We start from the raw sequence: 26,656 nt of genomic DNA on the forward strand, positions 1-26,656 counted from the left end.
GAACGCTGCACTTCCCTTAGACGGCGAAGGCGGACCGAAGGTTCCGGCCCGCCCTTCGCTGAACCCGACGGCCGAAGCCGCCTGTACTTCGCCACACTTCGGCGACCGAAGTCGCCGTCATATGGACGCATCCGGCGGCCAAGGCCGCCGGAGGGCATTACTTGATGATCTTGGCCACCACGCCGGCGCCGACGGTGCGGCCGCCTTCGCGGATCGCGAAACGCAGGCCTTCGTCCATCGCCACCGGGTTGATCAGCGTCACCACCATCTTGACGTTGTCGCCCGGCATCACCATCTCCACGCCTTCCGGCAGCTGGCACGCGCCGGTGATGTCGGTGGTACGGAAGTAGAACTGCGGACGGTAGCCCTTGAAGAACGGGGTGTGACGGCCGCCCTCGTCCTTCGACAGCACGTACACCTCGGCTTCGAACTCGGTGTGCGGCTTGATCGAACCCGGCTTGCACAGCACCTGGCCGCGCTCCACGTCGTCACGCTTGGTGCCGCGCAGCAGCAGGCCCGCGTTGTCGCCCGCCTGGCCCTGGTCCAGCAGCTTGCGGAACATTTCCACGCCGGTCACGGTGGTCTTCTGCGTCGCACGGATGCCGACGATTTCGATTTCGTCGCCCACCTTGATGATGCCGCGCTCGATACGGCCGGTCACCACGGTGCCGCGGCCCGAGATCGAGAACACGTCTTCCACCGGCATCAGGAACGGCTTGTCCACGTCGCGCTGCGGCTCCGGGATGAACGAGTCCAGCGCCTCGACCAGCTTCAGGATCGACGGCACGCCGATCTCGCTCTGGTCGCCTTCCAGCGCCAGACGCGCCGAACCGTGGATGATCGGGGTGTCGTCGCCCGGGAAGTCGTACTTGCTCAGCAGCTCGCGCACTTCCATCTCGACCAGCTCGAGCAGCTCGGCGTCGTCGACCATGTCGGCCTTGTTCAGGAACACCACGATGTGCGGCACGCCGACCTGGCGCGACAGCAGGATGTGCTCACGGGTCTGCGGCATCGGGCCGTCCGCGGCCGAGCACACCAGGATCGCGCCGTCCATCTGCGCCGCACCGGTGATCATGTTCTTGACGTAGTCGGCGTGACCCGGGCAATCCACGTGCGCGTAGTGGCGCGTCGGGGATTCGTACTCGACGTGCGCGGTCGAGATCGTGATGCCGCGCGCCTTCTCTTCCGGCGCCGCGTCGATCGCGTCGTACGCCTTGAACTCGCCGCCGAAGCGCTCTGCGCCGATCTTGGTCAGCGCCGCCGTCAGCGTGGTCTTGCCGTGGTCGACGTGACCGATGGTGCCGACGTTGACGTGCGGCTTGGTGCGCTCGAACTTACCCTTGGCCATGGCTGCTTCTTCTCGGTGATCGTAGAAAGATGTGACGACTGAATATGGTGCTCACGAAAGGAATCGAACCTTCGACCTCCTCCTTACCAAGGAGGTGCTCTACCGACTGAGCTACGTGAGCGTTGTTCTATTGTGACACAAGCGCGTTCAATGGAGCGGGAGACGGGAATCGAACCCGCACCATCAGCTTGGAAGGCTGAGGTTCTACCGTTGAACTACTCCCGCTACGGGATGCCGCACTGCCACAACAAAAAAACTGGTGGAGGGAGGTGGATTCGAACCACCGAAGGCGTAAGCCAGCAGATTTACAGTCTGCCCCCGTTGGCCGCTTGGGTATCCCTCCAACTGCCCACTCGGACCCGGCTGCGAAGCCGAAATCAGAGAGGGGTGAAACAGCCCGCTATTCTTCCCTGACATCCCCGCCTTGTCAACAGTATTTTGACGCGATGTCGCAGGAAATCGTCGTTGCCCGCACGCGCCCGGCCAGGGCGCGCGCGCATCAGACGTTGAAGCGGAAATGCAGGATATCGCCTTCCTGCACGCGGTACTCCTTGCCCTCCAGGCGCAGGCGCCCGGCTTCCTTGGCGCCGGCCTCGCCCTTGTACTTGATGAAGTCGTCGTAGGCGATGGTTTCGGCGCGGATGAAGCCCTTCTCGAAGTCGGTGTGGATCACCGCCGCGGCCTGCGGCGCGGTCGAGCCGGCCTTCACCGTCCAGGCGCGCACTTCCTTCACCCCGGCGGTGAAATAGGTCTGCAGCCCCAGCAGCGTGTAGCCGGCGCGGATCACGCGGTTCAAGCCCGGCTCGCTCAGGCCCAGGTCGGCCAGGAACGCGTCGCGGTCGGCGTCGTCCAGTTGCGACAACTCTTCCTCGATCGCCGCCGACACCGGCACCACCTCGGCGCCCTCGGCGGCGGCATGCGCGCGCACCGCGTCCAGGTGCGGGTTGTTCTCGAACCCGTCCTCGAGCACGTTGGCGATGTACATCACCGGCTTGAGGGTCAGCAGGAACAGGTCGCGCACCAGCGCCTTCTCTTCCTCGTCCAGGCCGGCGTTGCGCCCGGCCTTGCCTTCGGCCAGCGCGGCCTGCAGCTTGGCCAGCACCGGCTTGCGCGCGGCCGCGTCCTTGTCGCCACCCTTGGCGCTACGCTCGGCGCGGTTCAGCGCCTTCTCGACGCTGTCCAGGTCCGCCAGAGCCAACTCGGTGTCGATGGTCTCGATGTCGGAGATCGGATCGACCTTGTTGTTGACGTGGATGATGTCGCCATGCTCGAAGCAGCGCACCACGTGGGTGATCGCATCGACCTCGCGGATGTGCGCCAGGAACTTGTTGCCCAGGCCCTCGCCGCTGGCCGCGCCGGCGACCAGGCCGGCGATGTCGACGAACTCCACCGCGGTCGGCACGACCTTCTGCGGATTGATGATCTTGGCCAGCTCGTTCAAGCGCGGATCCGGCACCGGCACCACGCCCACGTTCGGCTCGATGGTGCAGAAGGGGAAGTTGGCCGCGGCGATGCCCGCCTTGGTCAGCGCATTGAACAGGGTCGACTTGCCGACGTTGGGCAGGCCGACGATGCCGCATTTGATGCCCATGTTTGTAATCCGGGAATGGAGAATCGGGAATGGGGAATCGGAAAGCATAGCCGCCTTTCCCATTCCCCATTCCCCATTCCCTATTTCCCCTGCGTATGCAACCGCTTCATCGCCTCGTTGAAATCGCCCTGCACCGCCAGCGGCAGCACCGCGATGGCGTCGTCGATGGCGCGGTCGATGAGAATCTGGTCGTCCTTGCTGGCGCGTCCCAGCACCCACGGCACCACCTTGTCCTTGTGCCCGGGATGGCCGATGCCGATGCGCAGCCGGTGGAACCCGGCATGCCCGAGCAGACGGATGGTATCGCGCAGACCGTTCTGGCCGCCGTGGCCGCCGTCGAACTTGAGCCGCGCCGTGCCCGGCGCAAGATCCAGTTCGTCGTGCGCCAGCAGCGCCTGCGCCGGCTCGATCTTCCAGAAGCGCAATGCGGCCGTGACCGACTTGCCGCTGAGGTTCATGAAGGTGGCCGGCTTCAGCAGCCACAGCGCCTGCCCCGCCACCTCGACCCTGGCGGTCTCGCCGAACAGCTTGGCGTCCACGCTCCAGCGCGCGCCGGCCCGCTCGGCCAGGTGTTCGACAAAACGAAACCCGGCGTTGTGCCGGGTGTTCGCGTGTTCGGCGCCGGGATTGCCCAGACCGACGATCAGACGCAGACCAGTCATGCCGCAGCATCGCCGCAGCGCCCGAACCGGAAGGTCCGGGCGCTGCGCAGGCGATTACTTGCCGTCCTTCTTGGCCGGCTCGGCCGCCGCCGGGGCTTCGGCCGCTTCCGGCTCGGCTTCGACACGGCCGTGCTTGGCGATGACCACCGCCACGTCATGCTCCTTGCCCAGCTTCAGCTCCGGCAGTTCGACGCCGGCCGGCAGCTTCAGGTCGGACAGGTGGATCACGTCGCCGACCGACAGCGAGGACAGGTCGACTTCGACGAATTCCGGCAGGTCCTTCGGCAGGCACACGACCTGGATTTCGTTCAGCTCGTGGGTGACGACGACTTCGGCCGACTTGCCGGCCGGCGAGGTGTCCTCGTTGAGGAAGTGCAGCGGCACCGAGGCGTGCAGCGCCTCGTTGTCGTTCACGCGCTGGAAGTCGATGTGCATGATCAGCTGCTTGAACGGGTGACGCTGCATATCGCGCAGCAGCACCTTCTGCACGTCGCCGTTGAGGCTCAGGCTGAGGATGGACGAGTAGAACCAGTCGTTCTGGCTGGCCAGCCAGACTTCGTTGTGGTCGAGCTGGATGTTGACCGGCTTCAGGTCGCCACCGTAGACGATGGCCGGGATCAGGCCGTCGCGACGAAGGCGGCGGCTCGCACCCTTACCTTCGACTTCGCGGCGCTGAACCTTGATTTCATGCGTGGTTGCCATTTGCGTTCACTACCTTGGTTGAATGAACCGCCTCGCGGCGGTTTTGATGACTCTTCCGCGACCAGAAGAGTCTGGAGGGCCGGGAGTGGGGAATCGGGAATGGAGAATCGGTCAAAGCGCGACACTGCGCCGTTGCGATTCCCTATTCCCGATTCCCCATTCCCAGCCTTTAATCGACGTACAACGAACTCACCGACTCGCCGAAGGCGATGCGGCGGATGGTTTCGGCCAGCAGCTCGGCCACGCTGAGCTGACGGATCTTGCCGCAGGCGCGCGCGGCGTCCGACAGCGGGATGGTGTCGGTGACGACCAACTCGTCGAGCTGCGAGTTGGTGATGTTGCTCACCGCCGGGCCGGACAACACCGGATGCGTACAGTACGCGGCGACCTTCAGCGCCCCCCGCTCCTTCAGCGCGGCCGCGGCGGCGCACAGGGTGCCGGCGGTGTCGACGATGTCGTCGACCAGCACACAGGTCTTGCCTTCGACGTCGCCGATGATGTTCATCACCGTGGACACGTTGGCGCGCGGACGGCGCTTGTCGATGATCGCCAGGTCCGCATCGTCCAAACGCTTGGCCACGGCGCGCGCGCGCACCACGCCGCCCACGTCCGGCGACACCACGATCAGGTTGTCGGTGCCGTAGGCGCGCCAGATGTCGGCCAGCAGCAGCGGCGAGGCGTAGACGTTGTCGACCGGGATGTCGAAGAAGCCCTGGATCTGGTCGGCGTGCAGGTCGACGGTCAGCACGCGGTCGGCGTTGACCGCGCTGAACATCTTGGCCGCGACCTTGGCGGTGATCGGCACGCGCGAGGAGCGCATGCGCCGGTCCTGCCGCGAGTAGCCGAAGTACGGCACCACCGCGGTGACGCTGGCGGCGCTGGCGCGCTTGAGCGCGTCGATGATCACCAGCAGCTCCATCAGGTTCTCCGCGCTGGGCGCGCAGGTCGGCTGGATCACGAACACTTCCTGCCGGCGCACGTTCTCCTCGATCTCCACCTGCACTTCGCCGTCGGAGAAGCTGGAGACCATCGCCTTGCCCGGGCGCACGCCCAGCTCGCGGCAGATGCTCTTGGACAGGGGCTTGTTGGCGTTGCCGGAGAACACCAGCAGGTTGCGTTGATCTTGCATGAGGGGCGTCTCGGGCGGCGGCGAAGAACGTGGAGCGAAGTGACAGCGTGAATCGAAAAGCCAGGCGGAGCGACGCTCTTACCTGTTGAATCCCCGCACATGGATGTGCGGGCTCTTGCAGAAGGATCTGCATACACAATGGCAGGGGCGGTAGGATTCGAACCTACGAATGCCAGGATCAAAACCTGGTGCCTTGGGCCTCTTGGCGACGCCCCTGCGTAAAACGGTTGCTATGCCTCCAGCGCGTCGAGCAGCGGCGAGCGGGTCACGCCGCCAGCCACCCAGGCGCGCAACCCGTCCGGCAAGTCCGCCAGCGCGCGCTCAGCGGCGGCGCGATCGGCGAACTCGACGAAACATCCGCTCCCCGATCCGGTCAAACGCGGCGTACCGATCCGAGCGAGCGCCTGGAACGTGGCCTGGACGGCCGGTTCGCGGCGAAGCAGGACCGGCTCGAACGCGTTGCCGAGCAGGAAACCTGAAACGAAGTCCGCTATTTTCGCGGGCGCGGCATCCCGCGTCAAATCGGGGGACTGGAACAGCGCCGCGGTGGGCACGTGCACCCCCGGATCGGCCAGCACGTACCAGGCCGGCGGCAGCGCGAGCGGGGTCAACTGCTCGCCCACGCCTTCGGCCCAGGCGTCGCGCCCGCGCACGAACACCGGCACGTCCGCGCCCAGCGACAGGCCCAGGCGCGCCAGGGCCTCCTCGTCCAGACCGGCGCCCCACAACGCGTTCAGCGCCACCAGCGCGGTGGCCGCATCGGACGACCCGCCACCGAAGCCACCACCGGCCGGAATGCGCTTTTCGACGCGAATATCCGCACCTTGCGCGACATTCGCCTCTTTTTTCAGCAGCCGCGCGGCCCGCACCAGCAGGTCGTCGGCCTCGGCGACGCCGGCCACGGACGGACCGACGCGTGCCACCACGCCATCGGCGCGTGGCCGCAGGTACACCGTATCGCCCCAATCCAGCAGGCGAAACACGGTCTGCAATCGGTGATAGCCGTCCAGCCGGCGGCCGGTGATCTGCAGGAACAGATTCAGCTTCGCCGGGGCCGGCCAGCGCGACCAGCCCGCCTCCCAAACCTCCGCGCTCATTGCGCAGGAATGTCCCAGCGGTCCACCAGCAGGCGCACCTTCGCGTCGCCGCTGCGCGCCTCGATGCGCCGCGGCAACGCCGGCCGGCCATCGCCAGGCGGGTACCAGTCCTGGAACTCGATGTCCCAGCCCATCTGCCGCAGCGTGTGCGGCCGCCCCTGCGCGTCGTAGTCGACGCGCTCGGGTTCTTCGGTATCGAACGCCACCTGCCCGCGCACCCACTGCGGCAGCAGGTTGACCGGGATCTCCCAGCCGGTCGCCTCCCGCAGCAACTCCTCGGCGTTCTCGCCTTCGCGCGGGCCGCCTTCCAGGCCTTCCAGGCGCCCGGCCTCGTAGTGCGTGTCGCCGAACAGGCGCCAGCTCTGCCGGGTCACCGGCGCACTGAGTTCGACCTCGTACTGCCGGTGCTGCTGCTTCCAGTCGATGCGGCCGCTGCCACCGTTGCGGCCGCTGCTGATCGCGACCCGGCCCTGGAACGCCCAGTCCGGATGCGCCTGCAGCCACTGCGCGCGCTCCGCCTCGGCCTGCTGCGCGGCGGCATCCGGCGCCGTCGCTGGCGCTGGTGCCGGCGCGCGCGTCGGCAGCGCACTGCAGCCGGCCAGCGCCAGTCCCGCCAGCAACGCCCAGCCGCCGCGCAGCGACCGGATCATCGCTGCAGCTCCTGCATCGCCCGCTGCAGCGCGCGGTTCTTCGGATCCAGCTTGCGCGCCTCGTCGAAGTACTTGTTGGCCTCTTCGCGCTTGCCCTGCTGCCACAGCACCTGGCCCAGGTGCGCGGCGATCTCCGGGTCCTTGAACAGGGTCCAGGCGCGGCGCAACTGCACCAGCGCTTCCTGGGTCTTGCCCAGCCGGTACAGGACCCAGCCATAGCTGTCGATGATCGCCGGGTTGTCCGGATCGGCGGTGCGCGCGCGGTCGATCAGCTGCAGCGCCTCGCGGTAACGCTGGGTGCGGTCGGCCAGGGTGTAGCCGAGCGCGTTCAGCGCGGCCACGTTCTCCGGCTCGGTCACCAGGATCTTGCGCAGGTCGGCCTCGGCGCGGTCGATGCGGTCGCGCCGCTCCCAGGCCAGGCCGCGCGCGTACAACAAGGCGTTGTCGTCCGGATACGCGGCCAGGCCGCGCGCGAACACGCCCAGTTCGCCGTCGTCGTCGCCGTTGCGCTGGCGCAGCTCGGCCTCCAGCACGTAGGCGTCGCGGCGCGCGGCGTCGTCGGCCTCGGCATCGTCCTGCAGCGCGCGCGCCTCGGCGAAGGCGGCATCCTTCTGCCCCAGTTCGTACAGCGCCCCGGCGGTGCGCAGCCGCGCCTCGCTGCGCTGCGGGCCGCCCGGCACGCCGTGGTACCAGTCCACCGCCTCCTGGTAGCGCTTCAGGAACTCGGCGATCTTGCCGAGCAACAGCCGCCGTTCCGGATCGGGCTTGGCCGCGCCCTTGCGCAGTTCCTCGTACAGCGCGGTCAGCGCCGTGTTGTCCTGCAGCTTGGCCAGCATCGAGGCGCGCAGGCCGTAGTTCTGGGTGTCCTGCGGGCCCAGCGCCAGCACCCGCGCCGCGGCGGCGGTGTCGCCGATCGCGTCGTAGGCGTACGCCAGCGCGCCGCGCAGTTCCGGGTCGCCCGGCGCCTTCGGCTCCACGCCCTGCAGCAGGGTGCGGGCCTGCTCGACCTTGCCGGCCTGTTGCAGTTGGGTGGCGTGCAGCAGGGCCACCCGGGGCTCCTCCGGGAACCGCTTGACCAGTTGATCGACGATGCGCTCGGCCAGCTTGGGCTGGTCCAGGCGCAGCGCCAGACGCCCGAACTCCTGCCAGGCCTCGAGCTGGTCGGGGATGGCATTGGCGTCGAGCAACTGATCCAGCACCTTCGCCGCCACCTCCGGATCGCGGTTGCCGCCGACCAGCGCCACCAGCGCATAGCGCCAGCCGCGCGTGTCCGGGTCGCGCAGCAGCGCCACCAGCAGGCTGCGGGCCTGGCGCAGATTGCCGTTGCGCAGCGCCAGCGAGGCCTCGGCGCCGCGCATCGCCAGCGACTCGGGGGCGCGCTCGCGCCACAGCGCCAGGGCCTTGGCGGCGGCCTCGGTGTCGTTGGCCAGCATCGCGATGCGGGTCGCGCGCTCGGCCAGGCCGGCATCGCCGGGCGTCGCGCTGGCCGCCTCCAGGTACCAGTGCGAGGCATCGGCCAGCTGCCCGGCCTGCAGCGCGAATTCGCCGGCCAGCACCGGGGTCAGCGAGGACGCGGCGGCGCGCGGCGGCAGCTTGGCGGTGGCCGTCGGCGCGGCCGCGGCGGCGGCGAAGGCCGGCAGCGCGACGAACGTGGACAGCAATAGAAAGGTACGGATGCGAATCAATGCGGGCATCGGGGGCAACCGGGCCGTAAAATGGGGCCCTGAATGGCCAGCAGCTTATCGCAAGCAACTGAACAGATGACGTTGTGGGTGCTCGGATTGAACCACCAGACCGCGCCGGTCGACCTGCGCGAACGGGTGGCGTTCGCCGGCGATGCGCTGCCGCACGCGCTGCAATCGCTGCGCGCCTTGCCCCAGGTCGCCGAGGCGGCACTGCTGTCCACCTGCAACCGCACCGAGCTGTATGCGATCACCGACGACGCCCAGCGCCTGGCCGACTGGCTGGAGACGCATGCGGCCGGCCTGCATGGGTATCTGTACCAGCACCAGGACGCCGATGCGGTGCGGCATCTGTTCCGGGTCGCCACCGGGCTGGATTCGATGGTGCTCGGCGAGCCGCAGATCCTCGGCCAGGTGAAGGACGCCTGGGCGCTGGCGCGCGAACACGGCGCACTGGGCAGCCGCCTGGACCGGCTGTTCCAGCAGACCTTCTCGGTGGCCAAGCGCGCGCGCACCGACACCCGGGTCGGCGCCAATCCGGTCTCGGTCGCCTCCACCGCGGTCCGCCTGGCGCAGAACTCCTTCGCCCGGCTCAGCGAATCGACGGTGCTGCTGGTCGGCGCCGGCGAGACCATCGAACTGGCCGCCAAGCATCTGAGCGAAGGCCGGGTGCGGCGCCTGCTGATCGCCAACCGGACCCTCGCCCATGCCCAGGAACTGGCCAGCCGCCACGGCGGCGTGGCGCTGCCGCTGAGCGAGCTGGAACGCCACCTGCACGAGGCCGACGTGGTGTTCTCGGCCACCGCCGCGCGCGAGCCGGTGGTGACCCGGGCGCAGGTCGAGCAGGCGCTGCGCGCGCGCAAGCACAAGCCGATGCTGCTGTTCGACCTGGCGGTGCCGCGCGACATCGAGGCCGGCGTCGCCGACCTGGCCGACGCCTACCTGTACACCGTCGACGACCTGGAGCGCGCGGTCGAGGACAACCGGCGCGGCCGCCGCGAAGCCGCCGAAGCCGCCGAGGCGATCATCGACCTGCAGGTGCTGCGCTATATCGAGACGCTGCAGGCCAGCACCCGCCAGGCGCCGCTCAAGCGCCTGCGCGCGCACGGCGACAGCACCCGCGACGACGTGCTGGCCAAGGCGCGGCAGCAACTGGCCAACGGCAAGCCGGCCGACGAGGTGCTGGAGTTCCTCGCCAATACCCTGACCAATCGCCTGCTGCATCCGCCCACCGCCGCGCTGCGCGAGGCGGCGCTGAGCGGCGACGCCGAGCTGGCGCGCGCCGCCGAGCGCCTGTTCCCGGAAAAGCCGGGCTATTCCCATCCGATCCTGAAGACCGATGACACCGACCCTGCGCCGTAAGCTGGAGGCGCTGGCCGAGCGTCGCGAAGAACTCGAACGCCTGCTGTCCTCCCCCGAAGTGGTCGGCGACAACGCCCGCTTCCGCGACTACTCGCGCGAATTCGCGCAACTGGAACCGGTCGCCACCGCGCTGGCCGACGAAGCCGCGGCCAAGGCCGACCTCGCCGCGGCCGAGGCGATGCGCGCCGATCCCGAACTGCGCGAACTGGCCGACGAGGAAATCGCCGCCGCGCAGGCGCGCCTGGCCGCGCTCGACGAACAACTGGCGCTGCTGCTGGTGCCGCGCGACCCGCGCGACGACGGCAACCTGTTCCTGGAGGTGCGCGCCGGCACCGGCGGCGACGAGGCGGCGATCTTCGCCGGCGACCTGTTCCGCATGTACGCGCGCTACGCCGAGCGCCAGGGCTGGAAGGTGGAAGTGGAATCGGACAGCCCCGGGGAGCACGGCGGCTACAAGGAGATCGTGGCGCGCATCGTCGGCCGCGGCGCCTACTCCAAGCTCAAGTTCGAGTCCGGCACGCACCGCGTGCAGCGGGTGCCGGCGACCGAGTCGCAGGGCCGCATCCACACCTCCGCGGCGACGGTGGCGATCATCCCCGAGGCCGACGACGTGGAGGAAATCGCGATCAACCCGGCCGACCTGAAGGTGGACACGTTCCGCTCCTCCGGCGCCGGCGGCCAGCACGTCAACAAGACCGAATCGGCGATCCGCATCACCCACGTGCCGACCGGCGTGGTGGTCGAATGCCAGACCGAGCGCAGCCAGCACGCCAACCGCGACAAGGCGATGAAGCGGCTCAAGGCGCAATTGCTGGACGCCGAGCGCAGCAGGCAGGCCGCGGCCGAGGCGCAGGATCGCAAGCTGCAGGTCGGCAGTGGCGACCGCAGCCAGCGCATCCGCACCTACAGCTTCCCGCAGGGGCGTATCACCGACCATCGGGTCGAAGGCCTGACCCTGTACGACCTGCCGAACGTGATCGAAGGCGATCTCGACGCGCTGATCGAACGCCTCAGCCACGAGCACCAGGTGGACGAACTGGCGCGACTGAGCGCCAGCCCGTGAGCGCCGGCGCGCGCCACGCCCGCGCGTGAGCGGCCGCAGCGCGGCGGACGAATTGCGCCAACTGCAGGACGCGGTGCGCCGCGACCCGCAGCACTTCATCGCCTGGGTGATGCTGGCCGACGCCGAACTCGGTGCCGGCGCGGTCGCCGCCGGCGAGGCCGCGGCGTTGCGCGCCCTGCACCTGCGCCCGGCGCATCCCGAAGCGCTGGCGCGGCTGGGGCGGGTGCGCTGGACCCAGGGCCGCCACGCCGAGGCCGCCGCCGCGCTGCGCCAGGCGCTGCAGGGCGCGCCACAGCATCCGGGCATCGCGCTGTGGCTGGGCCATGCACTGGAGGACAACGGCGAAGCCGAAGCCGCCGCACAGGCCTATGCGCATGCGCACACGCTGCTGCCGCAGGAGCCGTCGATCGCCGCGCACCTGCTGAACTGGCGGCGCAAGCTGTGCGACTGGCGTGACCTGGACGCGTTGTCGGATCAGGTCCGCGCCGCCGTGCGCCAGGGCCATCCGGCGATCGAGCCGTTCGCCTTCCTCAACGAGGAGGCCGAGGCCGCCGAACAACTGCACTGCGCGCGCAACCGCGCCCGCGCTCTGGCACAGACGCTGACATCCTTGCCGGCGACGGCGCTGCGCCGGCATGGACCGCTGCGGGTCGGCTTCCTGTCCAACGGCTTCGGCGCGCATCCCACCGGACTGCTGACCGTGGCCCTGTTCGAAAGGTTGCGCGCACACGCCGAGCTGCAGGCGCACCTGTTCGCCCTGAACCGCGACGACCGCAGCGCGATCCGCGCGCGCCTGCGGGGCGCGGCGCACGCCTGGCACGAGGTGGCCGGGCAGCCGCACCGGGCGATCGCGCAGCGCATCCGCGACGCCGGCATCGACGTGTTGTTCGACCTGCGCGGCTGGGGCGGCGGCGGCACGCCGGAAGTGCTGGCGCTGCGCCCGGCGCCGCTGCAGATCAACTGGCTGGCCTACCCCGGCACGTCGGGCGCGCCATGGATCGACTACGTCGTCGGCGATGCGTTCGCGCTGCCCGATGCGCTGGCCGCGCACTACAGCGAGCGGGTGCTGCGCCTGCCGCGCGCGTTCCAGCCCTCGGACGACAGCCGCCACGTGCCGGCGCCGCCCTCGCGCCAGGCCTGCGGGCTGCCCGAGCAGGGCACCGTGTTCTGCTGCTTCAACAACAGCTACAAACTGAGCCCGCGCAGCGTGGCGCGGATGCTGGCGGTGCTGCGCCAGGTGCCGGACAGCGTGCTGTGGCTGCTGTCCGGTCCCGGCCAGGCCGATGCGCGGCTGCGCCAGGCCGCGGCGGACGCCGCGCTGGATCCGGCGCGGCTGCGCTTCATGCCCAAGCTCGCGCATGCCGACTACCTGGCCCGCTACCGGCATGCCGCCCTGTTCCTGGACACCCATCCCTACAACGCGCACACCACCGCCTCCGATGCCCTGTGGGCTGGCTGCCCGGTGCTGACCTGTCCCGGCACGACCTTCGCCGCGCGGGTGGCCGGCAGCCTCAACCATCACCTGGGCATGGACGCGATGAACGTGGCCGACGACGCCGCCTTCGTCGCCAAGGCGGTGCAACTGGGCCGCGATCCGGCGGCGCTGCGCGCGCTGCGCGACACGCTGCGGCAACGCCGCGCCAGCGCCGGCCTGTTCGATATGCAGGGCTTCGCCGCGGACTTCGCCGCGCTGGTCTGCGACACGGCGCGGCGGCATGGCTGGGACGGGCCGTAGCGGGACGGCGCGTCGCCCGCACGACGCCACTGCAAAGTGCATGTGTGGGGCCGCACGCAACGTGTCCGCTCTAGCCATTAAAAACTGACCGCGATGCAGGCCCAGGCTGGCCGCGTGCTGTTCGGTGCGCCGCGACAGGTCATCGTTGCCGGCGGTGATCTCGCTGGCAACGGTGTTTGATCGCGTCGGAGGCGCCCTGGATCTGGCGCACGATCGCCGCCAGTTGTCCGGCGGTGGTTGGCGTGGACCTTCATGCGGCCGTAGACACCTTGCAGGCCGGCGTCGCCACGGACTCGGCCGACAGTCGCTGAGAACGCGAGCAGCGCCACGCGCGCGCCGCTCGTTCTACTGTTCGGTCCATGTGGAAGCGCGGCGCTTGACCTCAAGCAAGGTCGAGGTTCGACACTGCGCACATCCCTCCCGCGCACGCCCCGATGTCCGCACGCCTGTCGCCCGATCTCACTTCCCCGCACGCGCGCAGCGTGCTGGTCGCCCATGCCCCCGCACACCTTTGCGCGGCGCTGCTCGCGCGCTCGCGCGACCGCCACGACGCGGCGTGCGCCGTGTGCTGGCTGGAATCGCTGAGCGCAGCGCCGGACCTGCTGTACGCGCACGACTGCGCCGCCGCGCTGTTCGACCGCGGCGCGCATCCGCGCGCGCCGGCATTGGCGTTGCGCCGCTACCGGCGCATCCGCAGCGGGGTCTCCGATCCGCAGCGCCAGCCCGGCTGCGTCGTGGTGACGCTGTTGCCGACCCGCGACGCGGCGCAGGCGCAGGCGCTCGCCGACGCCGCGTTCGCCGCATTGCAGGATGGCGCGCATGCGCTGCGCGGCCTGATCGCCTCGCATCTGCACCTGTCCGACGATGGCCGCAGCCTGCTGGACTATGCCGAATGGAACAGTGCCCAGGCGCAGCGGCGCGCCCTGCGGTGCGAACCGGAGCGACTGCCGCTGGCCTCGCATCCCGCCGCCCACGTACGCCACTACCGGCCACGCGCGCCGGCCTGGCCCGACGCGTTGGCGTCGCCTGCGCGCGCTTGGGCCTGAGGCGTCCGCGCGGCATGCGCGCAGGCGCCGAGCACACCCACGTCGATCGCCGTGGCGCAGCGAAGCAAGAGCAGCGTCCGCTTGGCCGGCCCTGGCACGAGCCGTTCCTGCCCTGCATCGTGGCGCGCTCCCCCAACCTACGCTGCACGGACCGCGCCGATCCGCCACCGCAGGCTGTACGCCGGCCGGGCGAGCCGCTAGGCTGCCGCCATGAGCGCCAACGCCGATTTCATCGCATTGAACCTGTGCGTGCTGACCGTGTCGGACACCCGCAGCCTGGCCGAGGACAGCTCCGGCGACTATCTGGTCGCTGCGCTCGGCGAGGCCGGCCACCGCCTGTACGCGCGCGAGTTGCTGCCCGACGACCGCTACCGGCTGCGCGCGGTGGTCTCGGCGTGGATCGCCGACCCGCAGGTCGACGGCATCCTGGTCACCGGCGGCACCGGCTTCACCGGCCGCGACTCCACTCCCGAAGCGCTGCTGCCCCTGCTGGACAAGCAGATGCCCGGCTTCGGCGAACTGTTCCGCGCGATCAGCGTCGAGGAGATCGGCACGTCCTCGCTGCAGTCGCGCGCCTTCGCCGGCCTGGCCAACGCCACCTTCCTGTTCTGCCTGCCCGGCTCGACCTCGGCCTGCCGCACCGCCTGGGAGAAGATCGTCGCCGCGCAACTCGATGCACGCACCAGACCGTGCAACCTGGCCACCCTGCGCCCCCGCCTGAAGGAATGACCTGGAACCGCGCATGCCCCTGGACACCACCCTGCGCCTGCTGGCCAAGGCCAGCGGCATGACCGCCGCGGACATCGCCGCCGCCATCCCGCGCGCCGGCGCGGCCACGGTGAAGGCCTGGCTGGCCGGCGAGAAAATGCCCGGCCGCGACCAGCTCAACGCGCTGGCGCGCGCCTTCGGCGTCCCCGCCGGCGCCCTGCTCGGCGAACTGGCCAGCCAGCTCGACCCGGCCCGCACCCGCGGCGAACACGACCTGTTGCAGGCCTATCGCGCCCTCGACGCGCGCCAGCAGGGCGCGTTGCTGGAAGTGGCGCGCAGCATGGCCGGCACCCGCGCCAGGCGCGGCAAATGAGCAAGCTCAGGCGCAAGCAGTACAAGACGCTGATGCAACCGCTGCAACTGGAGCTGGCGGCGCTGGCGCAGGCGCTGCAGCACAGCGGCGAACGCGTGCTGGTGCTGTTCGAGGGCCGCGATACCGCCGGCAAGGGCGGCGCGATCCAGGCCATCGCCGAGCACCTCAATCCACGCCAGTGCCGGGTGGTGGCGCTGCCCAAGCCGACCGATCGCGAAAGCACCCAGTGGTATTTCCAGCGCCATGTCGCGCACCTGCCGGCCGCCGGCGAGATGGTGCTGATGGACCGCAGTTGGTACAACCGCGCCGGCGTGGAGCGGGTGATGGGGTACTGCAGCGATGCGCAGTACGCCGCGTTCCTGCGCCAGGCGCCGCTGTTCGAACGCCTGCTGGTCGACGACGGCATCCGCCTGTTCAAGTACTGGCTGTGCGTGGACCAGGACCAGCAGGAGAAGCGCTTCGCCGAACGCCTGCACGACCCGCTGAAAGGCTGGAAGCTGTCGCCGGTGGACCTGCAGTCGCGCGCGCAGTACGCCCACTACACCCAGACCCGCGAGGCGATGCTGGAAGCCACCCACAGCGAGCACGCGCCGTGGACCCTGGTCGACTTCAACGACCAGAAGCGCGGCCGCCTGACCCTGATCCGGCACCTGCTCGACCAGTTACCCGACGCCCCGCTGCAGGAGCCGGACCTGGACCTGCCGCCGCTCAAGCACAAGCCGCGCAAGGAGACGTTCGGCGTATTGCAGCCGATCGCCTCGTATCCGGGGTGAAGCGGGATTGGGGATTGGCAGCGATGCTGCGGCCCGCGACTGGCGGCGAACTAACATCCTGTAGGAGTCAACTGTCATGCAGCAGCGATGACGGGAGGCGCGTAAGAAGCCTGATCGCGCGCGATGGCATTGAGCCAGCGTAGGTACTTGTGCATGCAGGCGACGATGGCGACCTTGGCCGGTTTGCCGGCCGCTTGCAGGCGCGCATAGGTTTGGGCCAAGGGGGATTTGGCGCGGATGCTGGCCCAGGTGGCCATGTACAGCGCGCGGCGCACGTCGCTGCGCCCGCCTTTGATGCGGCGCTGGCCTTGCCAGCGGCCGCTGTCGTGATTGAACGGCGCCAGCCCGACCAGGGCGGCCAGCTTGCGCGGCGGCAGCGTTCCCAGTTCCGGCAGGCGTGCGGCCAGGGTGGCGCGCAGGATCGGCCCCAGCCCCGGCACCTTGGGCAGGGTCGAACACGCGTCGGCCTGCTGCTGAAGGTCTCGCTTCAGCGCATCGCTCTGCCGCTTCAGTAGGTCGATCGCTTCCTGGCAGTGGCGCCGCACCTCCGGGCTGGTGATGTGCTCCAGACGCCGCCGCAGGGCGTCGTGCTGGCCGACCAGAGCATTGCGCAGATCCAGCAGTTCGCGCAGGTGCTGCAGGTGCTCGGGCAACACGTCCGTCGGGGGGGCCACAATGGCTTGGGCTGTCACGGCCAACAGACGCGCGTCCAGGGCGTCGGTCTTGGCCTTGATGCCCAGCGCCTTGGCCAACGCACGTGGGCGCTGCGCACACATCCGCACCGCCGGCAGGTTGGCCTGCCGCAGCGTCCGCAGCACCTCATGTTCGTAGCCGCCGCTGGCTTCCAGCACGATCCGTTCGCACTCCAGCCTCGCCAGACGCTGGACCAGCTCAACGCGCCCTTGCGGCGTGTTGGGCTGGGTCCAGGCCAGTCCGTCCGGCAGCACATGAATGACCAGTTCGGCCTTGGCAACATCGATCCCGACAAAGCGCCGCATAGACGTTCTCCGCAGTAGACTTAGGGTCGAGAGCGCTCCTGCCAATGCCCAGGCTTGTGATGTTCGAGCTCCCGGCTCAGGCAACTGTTCGGGCTTGTCAGGCAGGAGAACCGGGGTGCGGCGGCGCTGACTCCTACTCGTGCTCGCTTGGCACTGCGGCTTAACGGCCTGCCGCACCCCGCTCTCACCTTCAACGATAGACCCTCTTTTGACACAAGCGGCTTCAGCCGCGACAGACCGCATCCGTAGAAGACGGACCAACACCTCGCCATCCCCCAGCGGCACCCACCTGTGGGAGGCGCTTCGCTCCCGACGCGCGACGGGCAACGCCTCGCCAGCACCGACCTCGCGCTCAGCGCATCAAGGCGCCTAGTCAGTCACCCGATCGAGAAACCCGCCGCCACCGGCTCCGGCCACGGTTCGCGCAGCACCTGCTCCACCCGCGCCGCTGGCGGGCCATGCTGCAGCCAGCCGGCCAGCGTCTCCAGCGCCGCGGCCGCGCCGGCGGCGACGACCTCGACCCGGCCGTCGGCCAGATTGCGGGCATGGCCATCCAGTCCCAGCGCCTGCGCGCGCTCACGGGTGGAGGCGCGGAAATACACGCCCTGCACCCGGCCGGAGACCAGGAAGCGCGCCGCCGCCATCAGCGCGCGGCCTGCACCTTGCCCGGCGCCGGACCGCCGGCCGCGGCGATCGCCGCCTCGATATCGTGCGCGTTCACCGGCCCCAGGAACTGCTTGGCGAGCTTGCCGTCCGGCGCGATCAGGTAAGTCATCGGCAATCCGCGCGGGGTGGCGAAATCCGGCGGCGGCGCGTAGGTGTCGACGATGACCACCGGGTAGGCCACCGGATGCGCCTTCAGGAACGCCTGCATCTCCGCCGGCTCGATGTCCTCGTAGGCCAGGCCCACCACTTCGATGTTGTCGCGCATCACGTGCAGCGCCGACAGCTCCGGCATTTCCTTCAGGCACGGCGCGCACCAGGTCGCCCAGAAATTCACCACCACCCATTTGCCGCGATGCGCGGCCAGGTCGTAATCGCTGCCGTCCACCGCCTTCATCTTCAGCGTCGGCTGCTGGCGGGTTTCCTGCACCACCTGCGGCGTGGTGCCGGCCGCCGGTGCGGTGGGCGCCGGCGGTGGCGCGGCAGGAGCCGCCGGTGCATCGGCCGCGGGGCGCGCCGCGCCATCGGCGGGCGCGGTCTGCCGATCGCAGCCGGCGAGCAACGCGGCGGCGGCGAGCAACGGGAACAGGATGCGCGGGGTCATGCGGAGTCTCCGAGAGCGGTGTAAAGATCGCCGACGCGCCGTTTCAGCACGTCGCGCAGCGGCAGGCGCAGTTCGTCCAGGGCCCGGCACGCCGCCTGGCCCAGCGCGTCGTCGCGGCACGGCAGGTAGGTTTCGTCGATGGGAATGCGCAACTGGCAGTTTTCGTACAGCTCGGTCAGCGGCACGTCGGCCAGGTCGCGCGCCAGCAGCCACTCGCCGTGCTCGACCCGGCTGAGCAGGCGGATGCGCTCCAGCTCGCATAGCAGTTCCTGCACCAGCGAATCGGTCAGCATCGGCTCCAGTTGCAGGATCTGGTCTTCGTGCAGGCCCCTCCCCTCCTTGCGCGCCTGCGCGAAGCGCCCGAGCAGGCGCAGCAGCCCGTAGATCTCGTAGCCGGCCGGCAGCCGCATCGACGCCGGCTGGTAGCGGAATGCGGCGATCGAGGACGCCAGCGAGGCGCCGAGCAGGATCCCGATCCAGCTCAGGTAGATCCACAGCAGGAAGATCGGCACGAACGCGACCGTGCCGTAGATGCGCTGGTAGGACTGGAAGCTGCCCAGGTACAGGCTCAGCCCCCACTTCACCAGTTCCAACAGGGCCACCGCCAGCAGCGCGCCCGGCACCGCGTGGCGCAGCTTGACGGTGTGGTGCGGCACCACCCGGTACACCAGCACGATGCACACGAACTCGATCAGCACCGGCGCCAGCGACAGCACCAGTTGCGCCAGCAGGCGGCCCTCGCTGGTCTTGAACAGCGGCAGCGCGAAGAACTGCGCCGATGCGGCCAGCGACGCGGCGGCCAGCAACGCGCCCAGGGTCAGCACCGTCCAGTACACCAGGAAGCGGGTCAGCCGCGGCCGCGCCGAGACCACCCGCCAGATCCGGTTGAAGGTCTGCTCGACGCTGTTCAAGGTGATCAGCAGCGACACCATCAGCGCGATCGTGCCGGCGCTGGTCAGTTGCCCGGCGCTGGCCGAGAACTGGCGCAGATAGGCCTCCACCGAACGCGCCGCGGCCGGCACGAAGTTGGAGAAGATGTAGTCGCTGAGCCGGTCGCTCCACTCGTTGAACACCGGGAACGCGGACAGCACGCCGAACACCACCATCGCCAGCGGCACCAGCGCGAAGATGGTGGTGTAGGCCAGCGAGGCGGCGGCCTGGAACAGGCGGTCGTCGAGGAAGCGGTGCCACAGGAACCCCGCGAAGCTGCGCATCCGCGCGCGGTCGCGTACCCGCTCCGTCCAGAGATTGACCGTGTCCAAAGGCTGCATCGGGCAAGGGTACCCGATGCGCGCGGATGCCGGCATCGCCGATACTGGCGGCCGTTCTGGTGCAAGCAAGCGAGGGCCCCGTGGCCGAGATCCTGGTCCTGTACTACAGCCGTGGCGGTTCGGTGGCGCGCCTGGCGCGGCAGATCGCGCGCGGCGTCGGCGAGGTGCCGGGCATGGCCGCGCGCCTGCGCACCGTGCCGCCGGTGGCCGCGGTGACCCAGGCCAGCGCGCCGCCGGTCCCCGACAGCGGCGCGCCCTACGTGGACGCCAGCGACCTGCGCGCGTGCGCGGGCCTGGCGCTGGGCAGCCCGACCCGGTTCGGCAACATGGCCGCGCCGGTCAAGCACTTCATCGATGGCCTCGGCGCCGACTGGGCCAGCGCCACCCTGGCCGGCAAGCCGGCCGCGGTGTTCACCTCCACCGCCTCGCTGCACGGCGGCCAGGAGGCCACGCTGCTGTCGATGCACCTGCCGCTGCTGCACCACGGCTGCCTGATCGTGGGCATTCCCTACACCGAACCGCTGCTCAGCAGCACCCGCAGCGGCGGCACGCCCTACGGCGCCAGCCACGTCGCCGGCGCCGACGACGACCCGCAGCCCAGCGAGGAAGAGGCGCAACTGGCGCGCGCGCTGGGCAAGCGCCTGGCGGGCATCGCGCAGCGGCTGGCGACGCCGTGAGCGCGGCGCGCCTGGCGCTGGGAGCGACGCTGCTGGCGCTGGCGGCGCTGTATGCGGCCTGGTTCCACGCCGACCGCGATCGCGTCGCCGCGCTGCTGGTGTTCGCGCTGCCGCCGCTGCTGTTGGGTATCGGCGCATTGCGCGGGTCGGCGGTGGCGCGCTTCTGGGCCGGCGTGTTCGGGCTGTTCTGGTTCAGCCACGGGGTGATGGCCGCCTGGAGCTATCCGCCGCAGCGCGGCTACGCCTGGGCCGAACTGCTGCTGGCCTTGCTGACGATCGGCCTGGCCAGTGCGCCGGGCCTGCGCGCGCGCTTCGCCGGCAAGCGCGGCGCCAAGGGCCGCGACGCGTCCTGAGCCGCCGCCACGCAGCCGGTATCATGGCGCCCTGCGCGGCCTCGGCGGCGCCCCGTCATGTCTAGGAACCGGCAATGGAAGAACTCCTGATCGTCACCACCGGCGGCACGATCGACAAGATCTACTTCGACGACAAGTCCGACTACCAGATCGGCGACCCGCAGATCGGCCAGATCCTCAAGGAACTGGGCGTGACCTTCCGCTTCAGCGTGATCCCGATCATCCGCAAGGACTCGCTGCACATCACCGACGAAGACCGCGAACTGATCCGCGCCACCGTCGCCGCGCAAGCCGCGCGCCACGTGCTGATCACCCACGGCACCGATTCGATGGTGCAGACCGGCAAGGTGCTGCAGAGCATCGCCGACAAGACCATCGTGATGACCGGCGCGCTGAACCCGGCGCGCTTCCGCGGCTCCGATGCGGAATTCAACATCGGCTGCGCGGTCGGCGCGGTGCAGTCGCTGCCGGCCGGGGTCTACATCGCCATGAACGGGCAGATCTGGGATCCGCAGAAGGTGCGCAAGAACGTGGCCGCCAACCGCTTCGAGCCGGCCTGAGCCGGCATGTCCAAGGCCACCCGCGCGACCCGCGCGCTGGATGCGGCCGGCGTCGCCTACCGGCTGCATCCCTACGACTACGAGGCCGAAGCCGGCGCCAAGGGCTTGCAGGCGGCGCAGGCGCTCGGCCTGCCGCCGGCGCGGGTGCTGAAGAGCCTGATGGCCTGGGTCGACCAGCGCGCGGTGTGCGTGGTGGTGCCGTCGGACCGCCGCGTGCAATTGAAGAAGCTGGCGGCGGCCGGCGCCGGCAAGGCGGCGCGGATGATGGAAGTGGCCGACGCCGAGCGGCTGACCGGCTACAAGGTCGGCGGCATCAGTCCGCTGGGCCAGCAACGGCAGGCGCCGGTGCTGGTCGAACAGGCGGCGCTCGCGCCGGGCAGCGTGTGGTTCAACGCCGGGCAGCGTGGCCTGCTGCTGGAACTGGATGCGACGCAGTTGCTGGACGTCTTGAAGGCACGTGCCTGCGACCTGTGCGAGTGAGCCGCGTGACGCGTGACGTCCCGCTGCTGCAAGCGCATTATCGCGACACGATGCGAACATCGGGCCGACACCCGCGAGCGCTGCGGCAGGGCGGCCCCCATCCTCGTCTCCGATCTTTGCCTGCGCTCTCCAGCCTCCAGTAGCTGTTTCGCTGCTTGCTGCTTGCTGCTTGCTGCTTGCTGACAGCATGAGACCCGGGACGCGGTAGCTGAGCCCGTAACGCGCTGGATCGCCGGCGCGTGCCGGAGTACCGGCATAAAAAAACCCGCGTCGGAACGCGGGCAATCGCATTTCAGCTGCGGGCGCTGCGGCCCCGCCGACTGCGCTGGAGGGAAAGCGGCGCTGACGCGGCGGCCACGACGGCCGCCGCGCAGCAGGCGGATCAGTAGCTCGCGGTCAGGGTGACGCCCGAGAACGTGCTGTACGCCTTGACCCGCACGTAGTACGTGCCGCTCGGCGCGCTGAAGGTGCAGGTCTCGTTGTTGCCGTTGAGGTAGGGCCGGCAGTTGTAGCTGCTGTCGGTCGGCGCGCTGCCCTGGCGCACGTACAGATCGGCATCGCCGCTGCCGCCGGAGATGCTCACGCTCAGCGAGCTGCTGCCGGACGGGACCGTCACCGTGTAGTTCAGCGACGCGCCGGAGCTGGCGTTGAGGCCGGTGACCGGCACGCCGTTCTGCAACGTGTTGCCGCTCGGCGGCGGCGTGGTGGTGCCACCGCCGGCGGCGGCGGTCACCGCCGCGTTGGCGTCGAGCAGGCCGGCGCCGCAGCCCTGCGAGCAGGAGAAGCTGGCGGCGGTGCTCTTGATGGTGCTCTCCACCTGCGCCGGGGTCAGCGGGGTCGAGGCCACCGATTGCATCAGCGCGACCACGCCGGCCACGTGCGGGGTCGCCATCGAAGTGCCGTTGTACGAGGCATAGCTCGGGTTGCCCGGGGTGGTGGTGCCGTCGTTGAGCGTGGACAGGATGTTCGAACCCGGCGCGGAAATGTCGATGCCGCTGCCGTAGTTCGAGTAGCTGGCCTTGGCCCGCGACGAGGTGGTGGCCGCCACCGCGATCACGTTGCTGCAGTTCGCCGGCACCGAGCTGGACACGTTGGTCGAGCTGTTGCCGGCCGCCACCACCACGGTGGTGCCGCGGTTGACGGCGCCATTGATCGCGTTCTGGTAGGTGGTCGAGCAGGTGCCGCTGCCGCCCAGCGACATGTTGATCACTTCGGCCGGGGTGGTGTTGGTCGGAATGCCGCTGACGGTGCCGCCCGAGGCCCAGGTGATCGCGTCGGCGATGTCGGAGGTGTAGCCGCCGCACTTGCCGAGCACGCGCACCGGCAGGATCTTGGCCTTGAACGCGGTGCCGGCGACGCCGGTGCTGTTGTTGGTCACCGCGGCGATGGTGCCGGCCACGTGGGTGCCGTGCCAGCTGGAGTTGGACGCCGGCGAACCGGAATAGCATTCGTTGGCCGCCGACCAGTCGCCTTCGTCGGCCGGATTGCTGTCGCGACCGTCGCCGTCGCGCGCGTCGGTCCCGTCGCTGATGAAATCGTAGCCGGGCAGGACATTGGCGTTGAGGTCCGGATGGCTGGTGATGCCGGTGTCGATCACCGCCACGACCACGCCGTCGCCGGTGGCCTGGTCCCAGGCCGGGCGCACGTTGATGCCGGCGGTGCTGGTGCCGAAGGCCCACTGGTTGGACAGGCTGGGATCGTTCGGGGTCAGCGCGATGGTCATGCGCTGGTCGACCTCGACGTATTCGACGTTCGGATCGGCGGCCAGGCGGCGCATCAGCGTCTCGGCTTCGGCGCGGTCCAGCGGCCGGTCGGCCTTGACCACTTCCGGACCGACCGCCAGGCGGCGCAGGCTGGTCAGCCCCAGCGCGCGGCCATTCTTGGCCGGCATCGCCGCGGCCACCGATTGCAGCGTCGAACGCAGCGTCGGCGAGGTGGCGGCGGACGCGCTGGCGACGCCGACGGGAGCGGCGTCGCGGGTCTTGACGATGAAGCGTTGCACGGTGGGTTCGGCGGACAGGCCGGAAAGGTTGACATCGCCTGCGAACGCAGGCGTCGCCAGCAGCAGAGACGTCACAGCGGACGCTCCCAGCACCACCAGCCAAGGACGCTGGCGCGAACCACGTTGCGAAATTTCGGTCATTCGGAACTTCCTTTCGTTGATTGCCGCCTGATGGCGATATACCCACGCTGCGGACACCCGAAACGGCCATTGCGTCTGGCGCAGCGCGGTCCCTGGCCGGCCCCCTGTTGCCGGCCGTTCATCCGACGCTATCTCAGTACAGACGCGTATGGAGTAGAAATGTGTCGTCCAAAGCCAATATTTGCGACATTCGTCACTCTATGACACCCCGTGTCTTCAACTTTTCTCGACACGCAAGGGCATCCGCTGTCTTGAGAAGACAGTCTCAGGACATTTTTGCGCGGCGCGACGCGACCGAGCGCGGATCGCGGGCGTCATCGACAGGGTCCCGTGCGACACCATTGATGTGCGGCACTGACGCGCTGCGGGGCGCATGGGCGGGAAGCAACCGCCTGGAGGCGACATGCACGCCCAGGGGTGTCCAGGCGGCAGCTGACGCAACGTCTGCCGCGTCCGAGGTCGCGATGCCGTCGGCACGTCGAATGGGATCGCGCATGGATCGCACACCTGATGCCTGTGCGCGGGAGCGCACGCGGACGATGACGTCCGCAACGCGTATTGGATCGTGAGCCGCACAAGGCACCGCGGATCCCGAAGACATCCTCGGAGACTTGCCGGCTACGCACTCATCCGCGCGACGCCGTGGCGTGCGCCGCCTCGCGCCGCGGAGCGGCGCAAGGCGGCGACGCGGGCTCAGCCCAGCCGCACCAGCCAGCCGTGGCGATCGGCGACGCGGCCGTACTGGATGTCGGTCAGTTCCTGACGCAGCGACAGGGTCACCGGGCCGGCCGGGGCGGTCAGGTCGCCGACCGCGAAGTCCTTGCCCTTGAGCTGCCCGATCGGGGTCACCACCGCGGCGGTGCCGCAGGCGAACACCTCGGCGATCTCGCCCGAGGCCACGCCGTCGCGCCACTCGTCGATGCTCACCTGCCGCTCCACCACCTGCATGCCGCGGTCGCGGGCCAGTTGCAGGATGCTGTCGCGGGTGATGCCTTCCAGGATGCTGCCCGACAGCGCCGGGGTGACCAGGCTGCCATCGCGCATCACCAGGAACACGTTCATGCCACCCAGTTCCTCGATGTACTTGCCCTCGACCGGATCGAGGAACAGCACCTGCGAGCAGCCCTGCGCCTGCGCCTGCTGCTGCGGCAGCAGCGAGGCGGCGTAGTTGCCGCCGCACTTGGCCGCGCCGGTGCCGCCCTTGGCGGCGCGCGCGTAGTCGGTGGACAGCCAGATCGCCACCGGCGCCACGCCCTTGGCGAAATACGCGCCGGCCGGGCTGGCGATGACGTAGTAGCCGGCCTTCTGCGCGGCGCGCACGCCCAGGAACGCCTCGTTGGCGATCATGAACGGACGGAAATACAGGCTGGTCTCCGGCGCCGACGGCACCCACGCCGCATCCACCGCGATCAGCTGCCGCAGCGACTCCACGAACAGTTCCACCGGCAGCTCCGGCAGCGCCAGGCGCTGCGCCGAGCGCTGCAGGCGCTTGCCGTTGGCCTCCGGGCGGAAGGTCCAGATCGAGCCGTCGGCATGGCGGTAGGCCTTGATGCCTTCGAAGATTTCCTGACCGTAGTGCAGCACCGAGGCGGCCGGGTCCAGCGCCAGCGGGCCGTAGGCACGCACTTGCGCGTCGTGCCAGCCCTGCTCGCGGCTCCATTCGATGGCGACCATGTGGTCGGTGAAGTAGTTGCCGAAGCCCGGCGCGGCGAGGATCTGCGCGCGCGCCTCGGCGCTGCGCGCGGCGGTGGACGGGGTCAGGCGGAACTGCGAAGACGGCTCGGTAGCGGACACCGGGGATTCCTGTGGTAGTCGAGGGACGGCCGTGCCGCCGCGGCATTGCGGCGCAACGGCGGCGCCTCGTCCCGGCCCCAGGTCGGCGCAGTCGCGCGGCTCAGAGCATGCCGGTTTCGAGGCGGGCGGCCTCGGACATCATATGCCGGCCCCACGGCGGATCGAACACCAGCTCGACATCGGCCTCGGCGATGGTCGGGATCAGCTCCAGCTTGCTGCGCACGTCGTCGACCAGGATGTCGCCCATGCCGCAGCCCGGCGCGGTCAGGGTCATCTTCACCTCGACGTTGCGCTGCCCGTCCTCGCGCGGCTGCACGTCGACCTCGTAGACCAGGCCCAGATCGACAATGTTGAACGGGATCTCCGGATCGAAGCAGGTGCGCAGCTGCTGCCAGATCAACGCCTCGACCTGCTCGTCGCTGGCGCCGTCGGGCAGGTCCAGGCCCGGCGGCGGCTCCTTGCCGATCGCGTCGCCGTCCTTGCCGGCGATGCGGAACAGGTTGCCCTCCACGAACACCGTGTAGCTGCCGCCCAGCGCCTGGGTGATGTAGCCGTAGCTGCCGGCCGGCAGGGTCACCGCGTCGCCCTGCGGCACCATCACCGCGGCGCAATCGCGTTCGAATTGGACAGGTTCGCTGCTGCGTGAGTACATGGGGGCGATATGGGGGCAGGCCGCCCCGGTGCAAGTCGCCCAGTTTATCCGAGTGCGCGGGACGCGTGCCGGAGGGTATCCTGTGCGGATTCTTCGAGACCTCCGCATGCCCCCCTCCTCCCCGCCGGCCAGGACCGCGCACTGGCTATGGCCCTCGCTGCTGTGCCTGGGCTGTTTCACCGCGCTGATCGCCTGGATGCTGGTCGCCTTGAGCCTGGGCCACCAGGCCGGCTGGATGGCGGTGCCGGTGGCGCTGGAGATCGCCTGGATGCTGCGCCTGGGCACGCTGCCGCGCGGCAAGCTGCGCATCGCCGTGGCGGTGCTCGCCACCGCGCTGGTCATCGTCGCCGCCAACTGGGGCATCGCTGCCGCGCAGATGGGCGCGGGGATGGGGCTGGACCCGTGGGATTCGTCGCTGAAGATGGGCGCGCGCTACGCCTGGACCCTGAGCGTGCTGGCCAACCGCCCCAGCGACCTGCTGTGGCTGGGCATCGGCCTGGTCGTGGCCTACTTCAGCGCGCGCTGAGGGGACATGGTCGC

Annotated in this window: 27 protein-coding genes and 4 tRNA genes; 12 read left to right on the forward strand and 19 right to left on the reverse strand. The window is 69.8% G+C overall.

Annotation, left to right across the window (positions count from 1 at the left end; genetic code table 11):
• Window positions 1-157: 157 nt before the first annotated feature.
• The 12 genes from tuf to AB3X07_RS18010 all read right to left on the reverse strand — a co-directional run bounded on the left by tuf (window position 158) and on the right by AB3X07_RS18010 (window position 8,873).
• Window positions 158-1,348, reverse strand: a complete 1,191-nt coding sequence (tuf, locus tag AB3X07_RS17955) for an elongation factor Tu (RefSeq protein ID WP_369940045.1) — start codon at window positions 1,346-1,348, stop codon at window positions 158-160.
• 45 nt (window positions 1,349-1,393) lie between these two features.
• Window positions 1,394-1,469 (reverse strand) — tRNA-Thr (locus AB3X07_RS17960).
• A gap of 30 nt (window positions 1,470-1,499) precedes the next feature.
• Window positions 1,500-1,573 (reverse strand) — tRNA-Gly (locus AB3X07_RS17965).
• A gap of 32 nt (window positions 1,574-1,605) precedes the next feature.
• Window positions 1,606-1,691 (reverse strand) — tRNA-Tyr (locus AB3X07_RS17970).
• Between the two features lie 156 nt (window positions 1,692-1,847).
• Complete coding sequence (ychF, locus tag AB3X07_RS17975; RefSeq protein WP_369940053.1) at window positions 1,848-2,939, reverse strand: redox-regulated ATPase YchF; 1,092 nt, start codon at window positions 2,937-2,939, stop codon at window positions 1,848-1,850.
• Window positions 2,940-3,019: 80 nt separating this feature from the next.
• A complete protein-coding gene (pth, locus tag AB3X07_RS17980; protein WP_369940055.1) occupies window positions 3,020-3,601 on the reverse strand; it encodes an aminoacyl-tRNA hydrolase in 582 nt (193 codons plus the stop codon).
• A 54-nt stretch (window positions 3,602-3,655) separates the two neighbouring features.
• Entirely contained in the window at window positions 3,656-4,303 is a 648-nt protein-coding gene (locus AB3X07_RS17985) for a 50S ribosomal protein L25/general stress protein Ctc (protein WP_369940056.1), read from the reverse strand.
• A 169-nt stretch (window positions 4,304-4,472) separates the two neighbouring features.
• Window positions 4,473-5,432, reverse strand: coding sequence for a ribose-phosphate diphosphokinase (locus AB3X07_RS17990; protein WP_369940057.1), 960 nt, complete (start codon window positions 5,430-5,432; stop codon window positions 4,473-4,475).
• A 139-nt stretch (window positions 5,433-5,571) separates the two neighbouring features.
• Window positions 5,572-5,648, reverse strand: a tRNA-Gln gene (locus AB3X07_RS17995).
• A gap of 14 nt (window positions 5,649-5,662) precedes the next feature.
• Entirely contained in the window at window positions 5,663-6,529 is an 867-nt protein-coding gene (gene ispE / locus AB3X07_RS18000; RefSeq protein ID WP_369940059.1) for a 4-(cytidine 5'-diphospho)-2-C-methyl-D-erythritol kinase, read from the reverse strand.
• Window positions 6,526-7,179, reverse strand: a complete 654-nt coding sequence (gene lolB / locus AB3X07_RS18005) for a lipoprotein insertase outer membrane protein LolB (protein WP_369940060.1) — start codon at window positions 7,177-7,179, stop codon at window positions 6,526-6,528. The genes ispE and lolB overlap by 4 nt, the downstream gene beginning before the upstream one ends.
• Window positions 7,176-8,873, reverse strand: coding sequence for a tetratricopeptide repeat protein (locus AB3X07_RS18010; RefSeq protein ID WP_369940061.1), 1,698 nt, complete (start codon window positions 8,871-8,873; stop codon window positions 7,176-7,178). The genes lolB and AB3X07_RS18010 overlap by 4 nt, the downstream gene beginning before the upstream one ends.
• A gap of 66 nt (window positions 8,874-8,939) precedes the next feature.
• Between AB3X07_RS18010 and hemA the strand changes: the two genes are divergently transcribed.
• The 7 genes from hemA to ppk2 all read left to right on the forward strand — a co-directional run bounded on the left by hemA (window position 8,940) and on the right by ppk2 (window position 15,921).
• Window positions 8,940-10,223 carry a glutamyl-tRNA reductase gene (gene hemA, locus AB3X07_RS18015; RefSeq protein ID WP_369940063.1) on the forward strand — a complete coding sequence of 428 codons (1,284 nt, stop codon included), beginning with the start codon at window positions 8,940-8,942 and terminating at the stop codon, window positions 10,221-10,223.
• Window positions 10,201-11,286, forward strand: coding sequence for a peptide chain release factor 1 (gene prfA / locus AB3X07_RS18020; protein ID WP_369940064.1), 1,086 nt, complete (start codon window positions 10,201-10,203; stop codon window positions 11,284-11,286). The genes hemA and prfA overlap by 23 nt, the downstream gene beginning before the upstream one ends.
• 25 nt (window positions 11,287-11,311) lie before the next feature.
• Complete coding sequence (locus AB3X07_RS18025; RefSeq protein ID WP_369940065.1) at window positions 11,312-13,021, forward strand: tetratricopeptide repeat protein; 1,710 nt, start codon at window positions 11,312-11,314, stop codon at window positions 13,019-13,021.
• A gap of 434 nt (window positions 13,022-13,455) precedes the next feature.
• Entirely contained in the window at window positions 13,456-14,067 is a 612-nt protein-coding gene (locus AB3X07_RS18030; RefSeq protein WP_369940066.1) for a hypothetical protein, read from the forward strand.
• A gap of 210 nt (window positions 14,068-14,277) precedes the next feature.
• Window positions 14,278-14,796, forward strand: a complete 519-nt coding sequence (moaB, locus tag AB3X07_RS18035; RefSeq protein ID WP_369940068.1) for a molybdenum cofactor biosynthesis protein B — start codon at window positions 14,278-14,280, stop codon at window positions 14,794-14,796.
• Between the two features lie 13 nt (window positions 14,797-14,809).
• A complete protein-coding gene (locus AB3X07_RS18040; RefSeq protein ID WP_369940069.1) occupies window positions 14,810-15,148 on the forward strand; it encodes a helix-turn-helix domain-containing protein in 339 nt (112 codons plus the stop codon).
• Window positions 15,145-15,921, forward strand: a complete 777-nt coding sequence (gene ppk2, locus AB3X07_RS18045; protein ID WP_369940070.1) for a polyphosphate kinase 2 — start codon at window positions 15,145-15,147, stop codon at window positions 15,919-15,921. Before AB3X07_RS18040 ends, ppk2 begins: the two co-directional genes overlap by 4 nt.
• 74 nt (window positions 15,922-15,995) lie before the next feature.
• Here ppk2 and AB3X07_RS18050 read toward each other — a convergent pair whose 3' ends face one another.
• From AB3X07_RS18050 to AB3X07_RS18065, 4 genes are all read right to left on the reverse strand, one after another.
• Window positions 15,996-16,919 (reverse strand): IS110 family transposase, encoded by a 924-nt coding sequence (locus AB3X07_RS18050; RefSeq protein WP_369938742.1) that lies wholly within the window; start codon window positions 16,917-16,919, stop codon window positions 15,996-15,998.
• 377 nt (window positions 16,920-17,296) lie between these two features.
• Entirely contained in the window at window positions 17,297-17,563 is a 267-nt protein-coding gene (locus AB3X07_RS18055; protein WP_369940072.1) for an acylphosphatase, read from the reverse strand.
• Window positions 17,563-18,186 carry a TlpA family protein disulfide reductase gene (locus tag AB3X07_RS18060; RefSeq protein ID WP_369940073.1) on the reverse strand — a complete coding sequence of 208 codons (624 nt, stop codon included), beginning with the start codon at window positions 18,184-18,186 and terminating at the stop codon, window positions 17,563-17,565. The genes AB3X07_RS18055 and AB3X07_RS18060 overlap by 1 nt, the downstream gene beginning before the upstream one ends.
• Window positions 18,183-19,457 carry a YihY family inner membrane protein gene (locus AB3X07_RS18065; protein ID WP_369940074.1) on the reverse strand — a complete coding sequence of 425 codons (1,275 nt, stop codon included), beginning with the start codon at window positions 19,455-19,457 and terminating at the stop codon, window positions 18,183-18,185. The genes AB3X07_RS18060 and AB3X07_RS18065 overlap by 4 nt, the downstream gene beginning before the upstream one ends.
• A gap of 80 nt (window positions 19,458-19,537) precedes the next feature.
• Between AB3X07_RS18065 and wrbA the strand changes: the two genes are divergently transcribed.
• The 4 genes from wrbA to ybaK all read left to right on the forward strand — a co-directional run bounded on the left by wrbA (window position 19,538) and on the right by ybaK (window position 21,527).
• The gene (gene wrbA / locus AB3X07_RS18070; protein WP_369940075.1) at window positions 19,538-20,134 is read left to right on the forward strand and encodes an NAD(P)H:quinone oxidoreductase; all 597 of its coding nucleotides are present in this window, start codon (window positions 19,538-19,540) and stop codon (window positions 20,132-20,134) included.
• The gene (locus tag AB3X07_RS18075) at window positions 20,131-20,487 is read left to right on the forward strand and encodes a DUF2069 domain-containing protein (protein ID WP_369940077.1); all 357 of its coding nucleotides are present in this window, start codon (window positions 20,131-20,133) and stop codon (window positions 20,485-20,487) included. The genes wrbA and AB3X07_RS18075 overlap by 4 nt, the downstream gene beginning before the upstream one ends.
• 74 nt (window positions 20,488-20,561) lie before the next feature.
• Window positions 20,562-21,047 (forward strand): asparaginase domain-containing protein, encoded by a 486-nt coding sequence (locus AB3X07_RS18080; RefSeq protein WP_369940078.1) that lies wholly within the window; start codon window positions 20,562-20,564, stop codon window positions 21,045-21,047.
• Window positions 21,048-21,053: 6 nt separating this feature from the next.
• Complete coding sequence (ybaK, locus tag AB3X07_RS18085) at window positions 21,054-21,527, forward strand: Cys-tRNA(Pro) deacylase (protein ID WP_369940079.1); 474 nt, start codon at window positions 21,054-21,056, stop codon at window positions 21,525-21,527.
• A gap of 382 nt (window positions 21,528-21,909) precedes the next feature.
• Here the strand turns inward: ybaK and AB3X07_RS18090 are convergent, their stop codons facing one another.
• The 3 genes from AB3X07_RS18090 to sufT all read right to left on the reverse strand — a co-directional run bounded on the left by AB3X07_RS18090 (window position 21,910) and on the right by sufT (window position 26,116).
• Window positions 21,910-23,670, reverse strand: coding sequence for a S8 family peptidase (locus AB3X07_RS18090; RefSeq protein WP_369940081.1), 1,761 nt, complete (start codon window positions 23,668-23,670; stop codon window positions 21,910-21,912).
• A 693-nt stretch (window positions 23,671-24,363) separates the two neighbouring features.
• Complete coding sequence (locus tag AB3X07_RS18095; RefSeq protein ID WP_369940082.1) at window positions 24,364-25,464, reverse strand: branched-chain amino acid aminotransferase; 1,101 nt, start codon at window positions 25,462-25,464, stop codon at window positions 24,364-24,366.
• A gap of 100 nt (window positions 25,465-25,564) precedes the next feature.
• Window positions 25,565-26,116: a putative Fe-S cluster assembly protein SufT gene (gene sufT, locus AB3X07_RS18100; RefSeq protein WP_369940083.1), complete on the reverse strand. Its 552-nt coding sequence runs from the start codon at window positions 26,114-26,116 to the stop codon at window positions 25,565-25,567.
• A gap of 106 nt (window positions 26,117-26,222) precedes the next feature.
• Between sufT and AB3X07_RS18105 the strand changes: the two genes are divergently transcribed.
• Window positions 26,223-26,642, forward strand: a complete 420-nt coding sequence (locus tag AB3X07_RS18105; RefSeq protein ID WP_369940084.1) for a hypothetical protein — start codon at window positions 26,223-26,225, stop codon at window positions 26,640-26,642.
• Window positions 26,643-26,656: the final 14 nt, after the last annotated feature.

This window comes from Xanthomonas sp. DAR 35659, assembly GCF_041242975.1.
GTDB classification, from domain to species: domain Bacteria; phylum Pseudomonadota; class Gammaproteobacteria; order Xanthomonadales; family Xanthomonadaceae; genus Xanthomonas_A; species Xanthomonas_A medicagonis.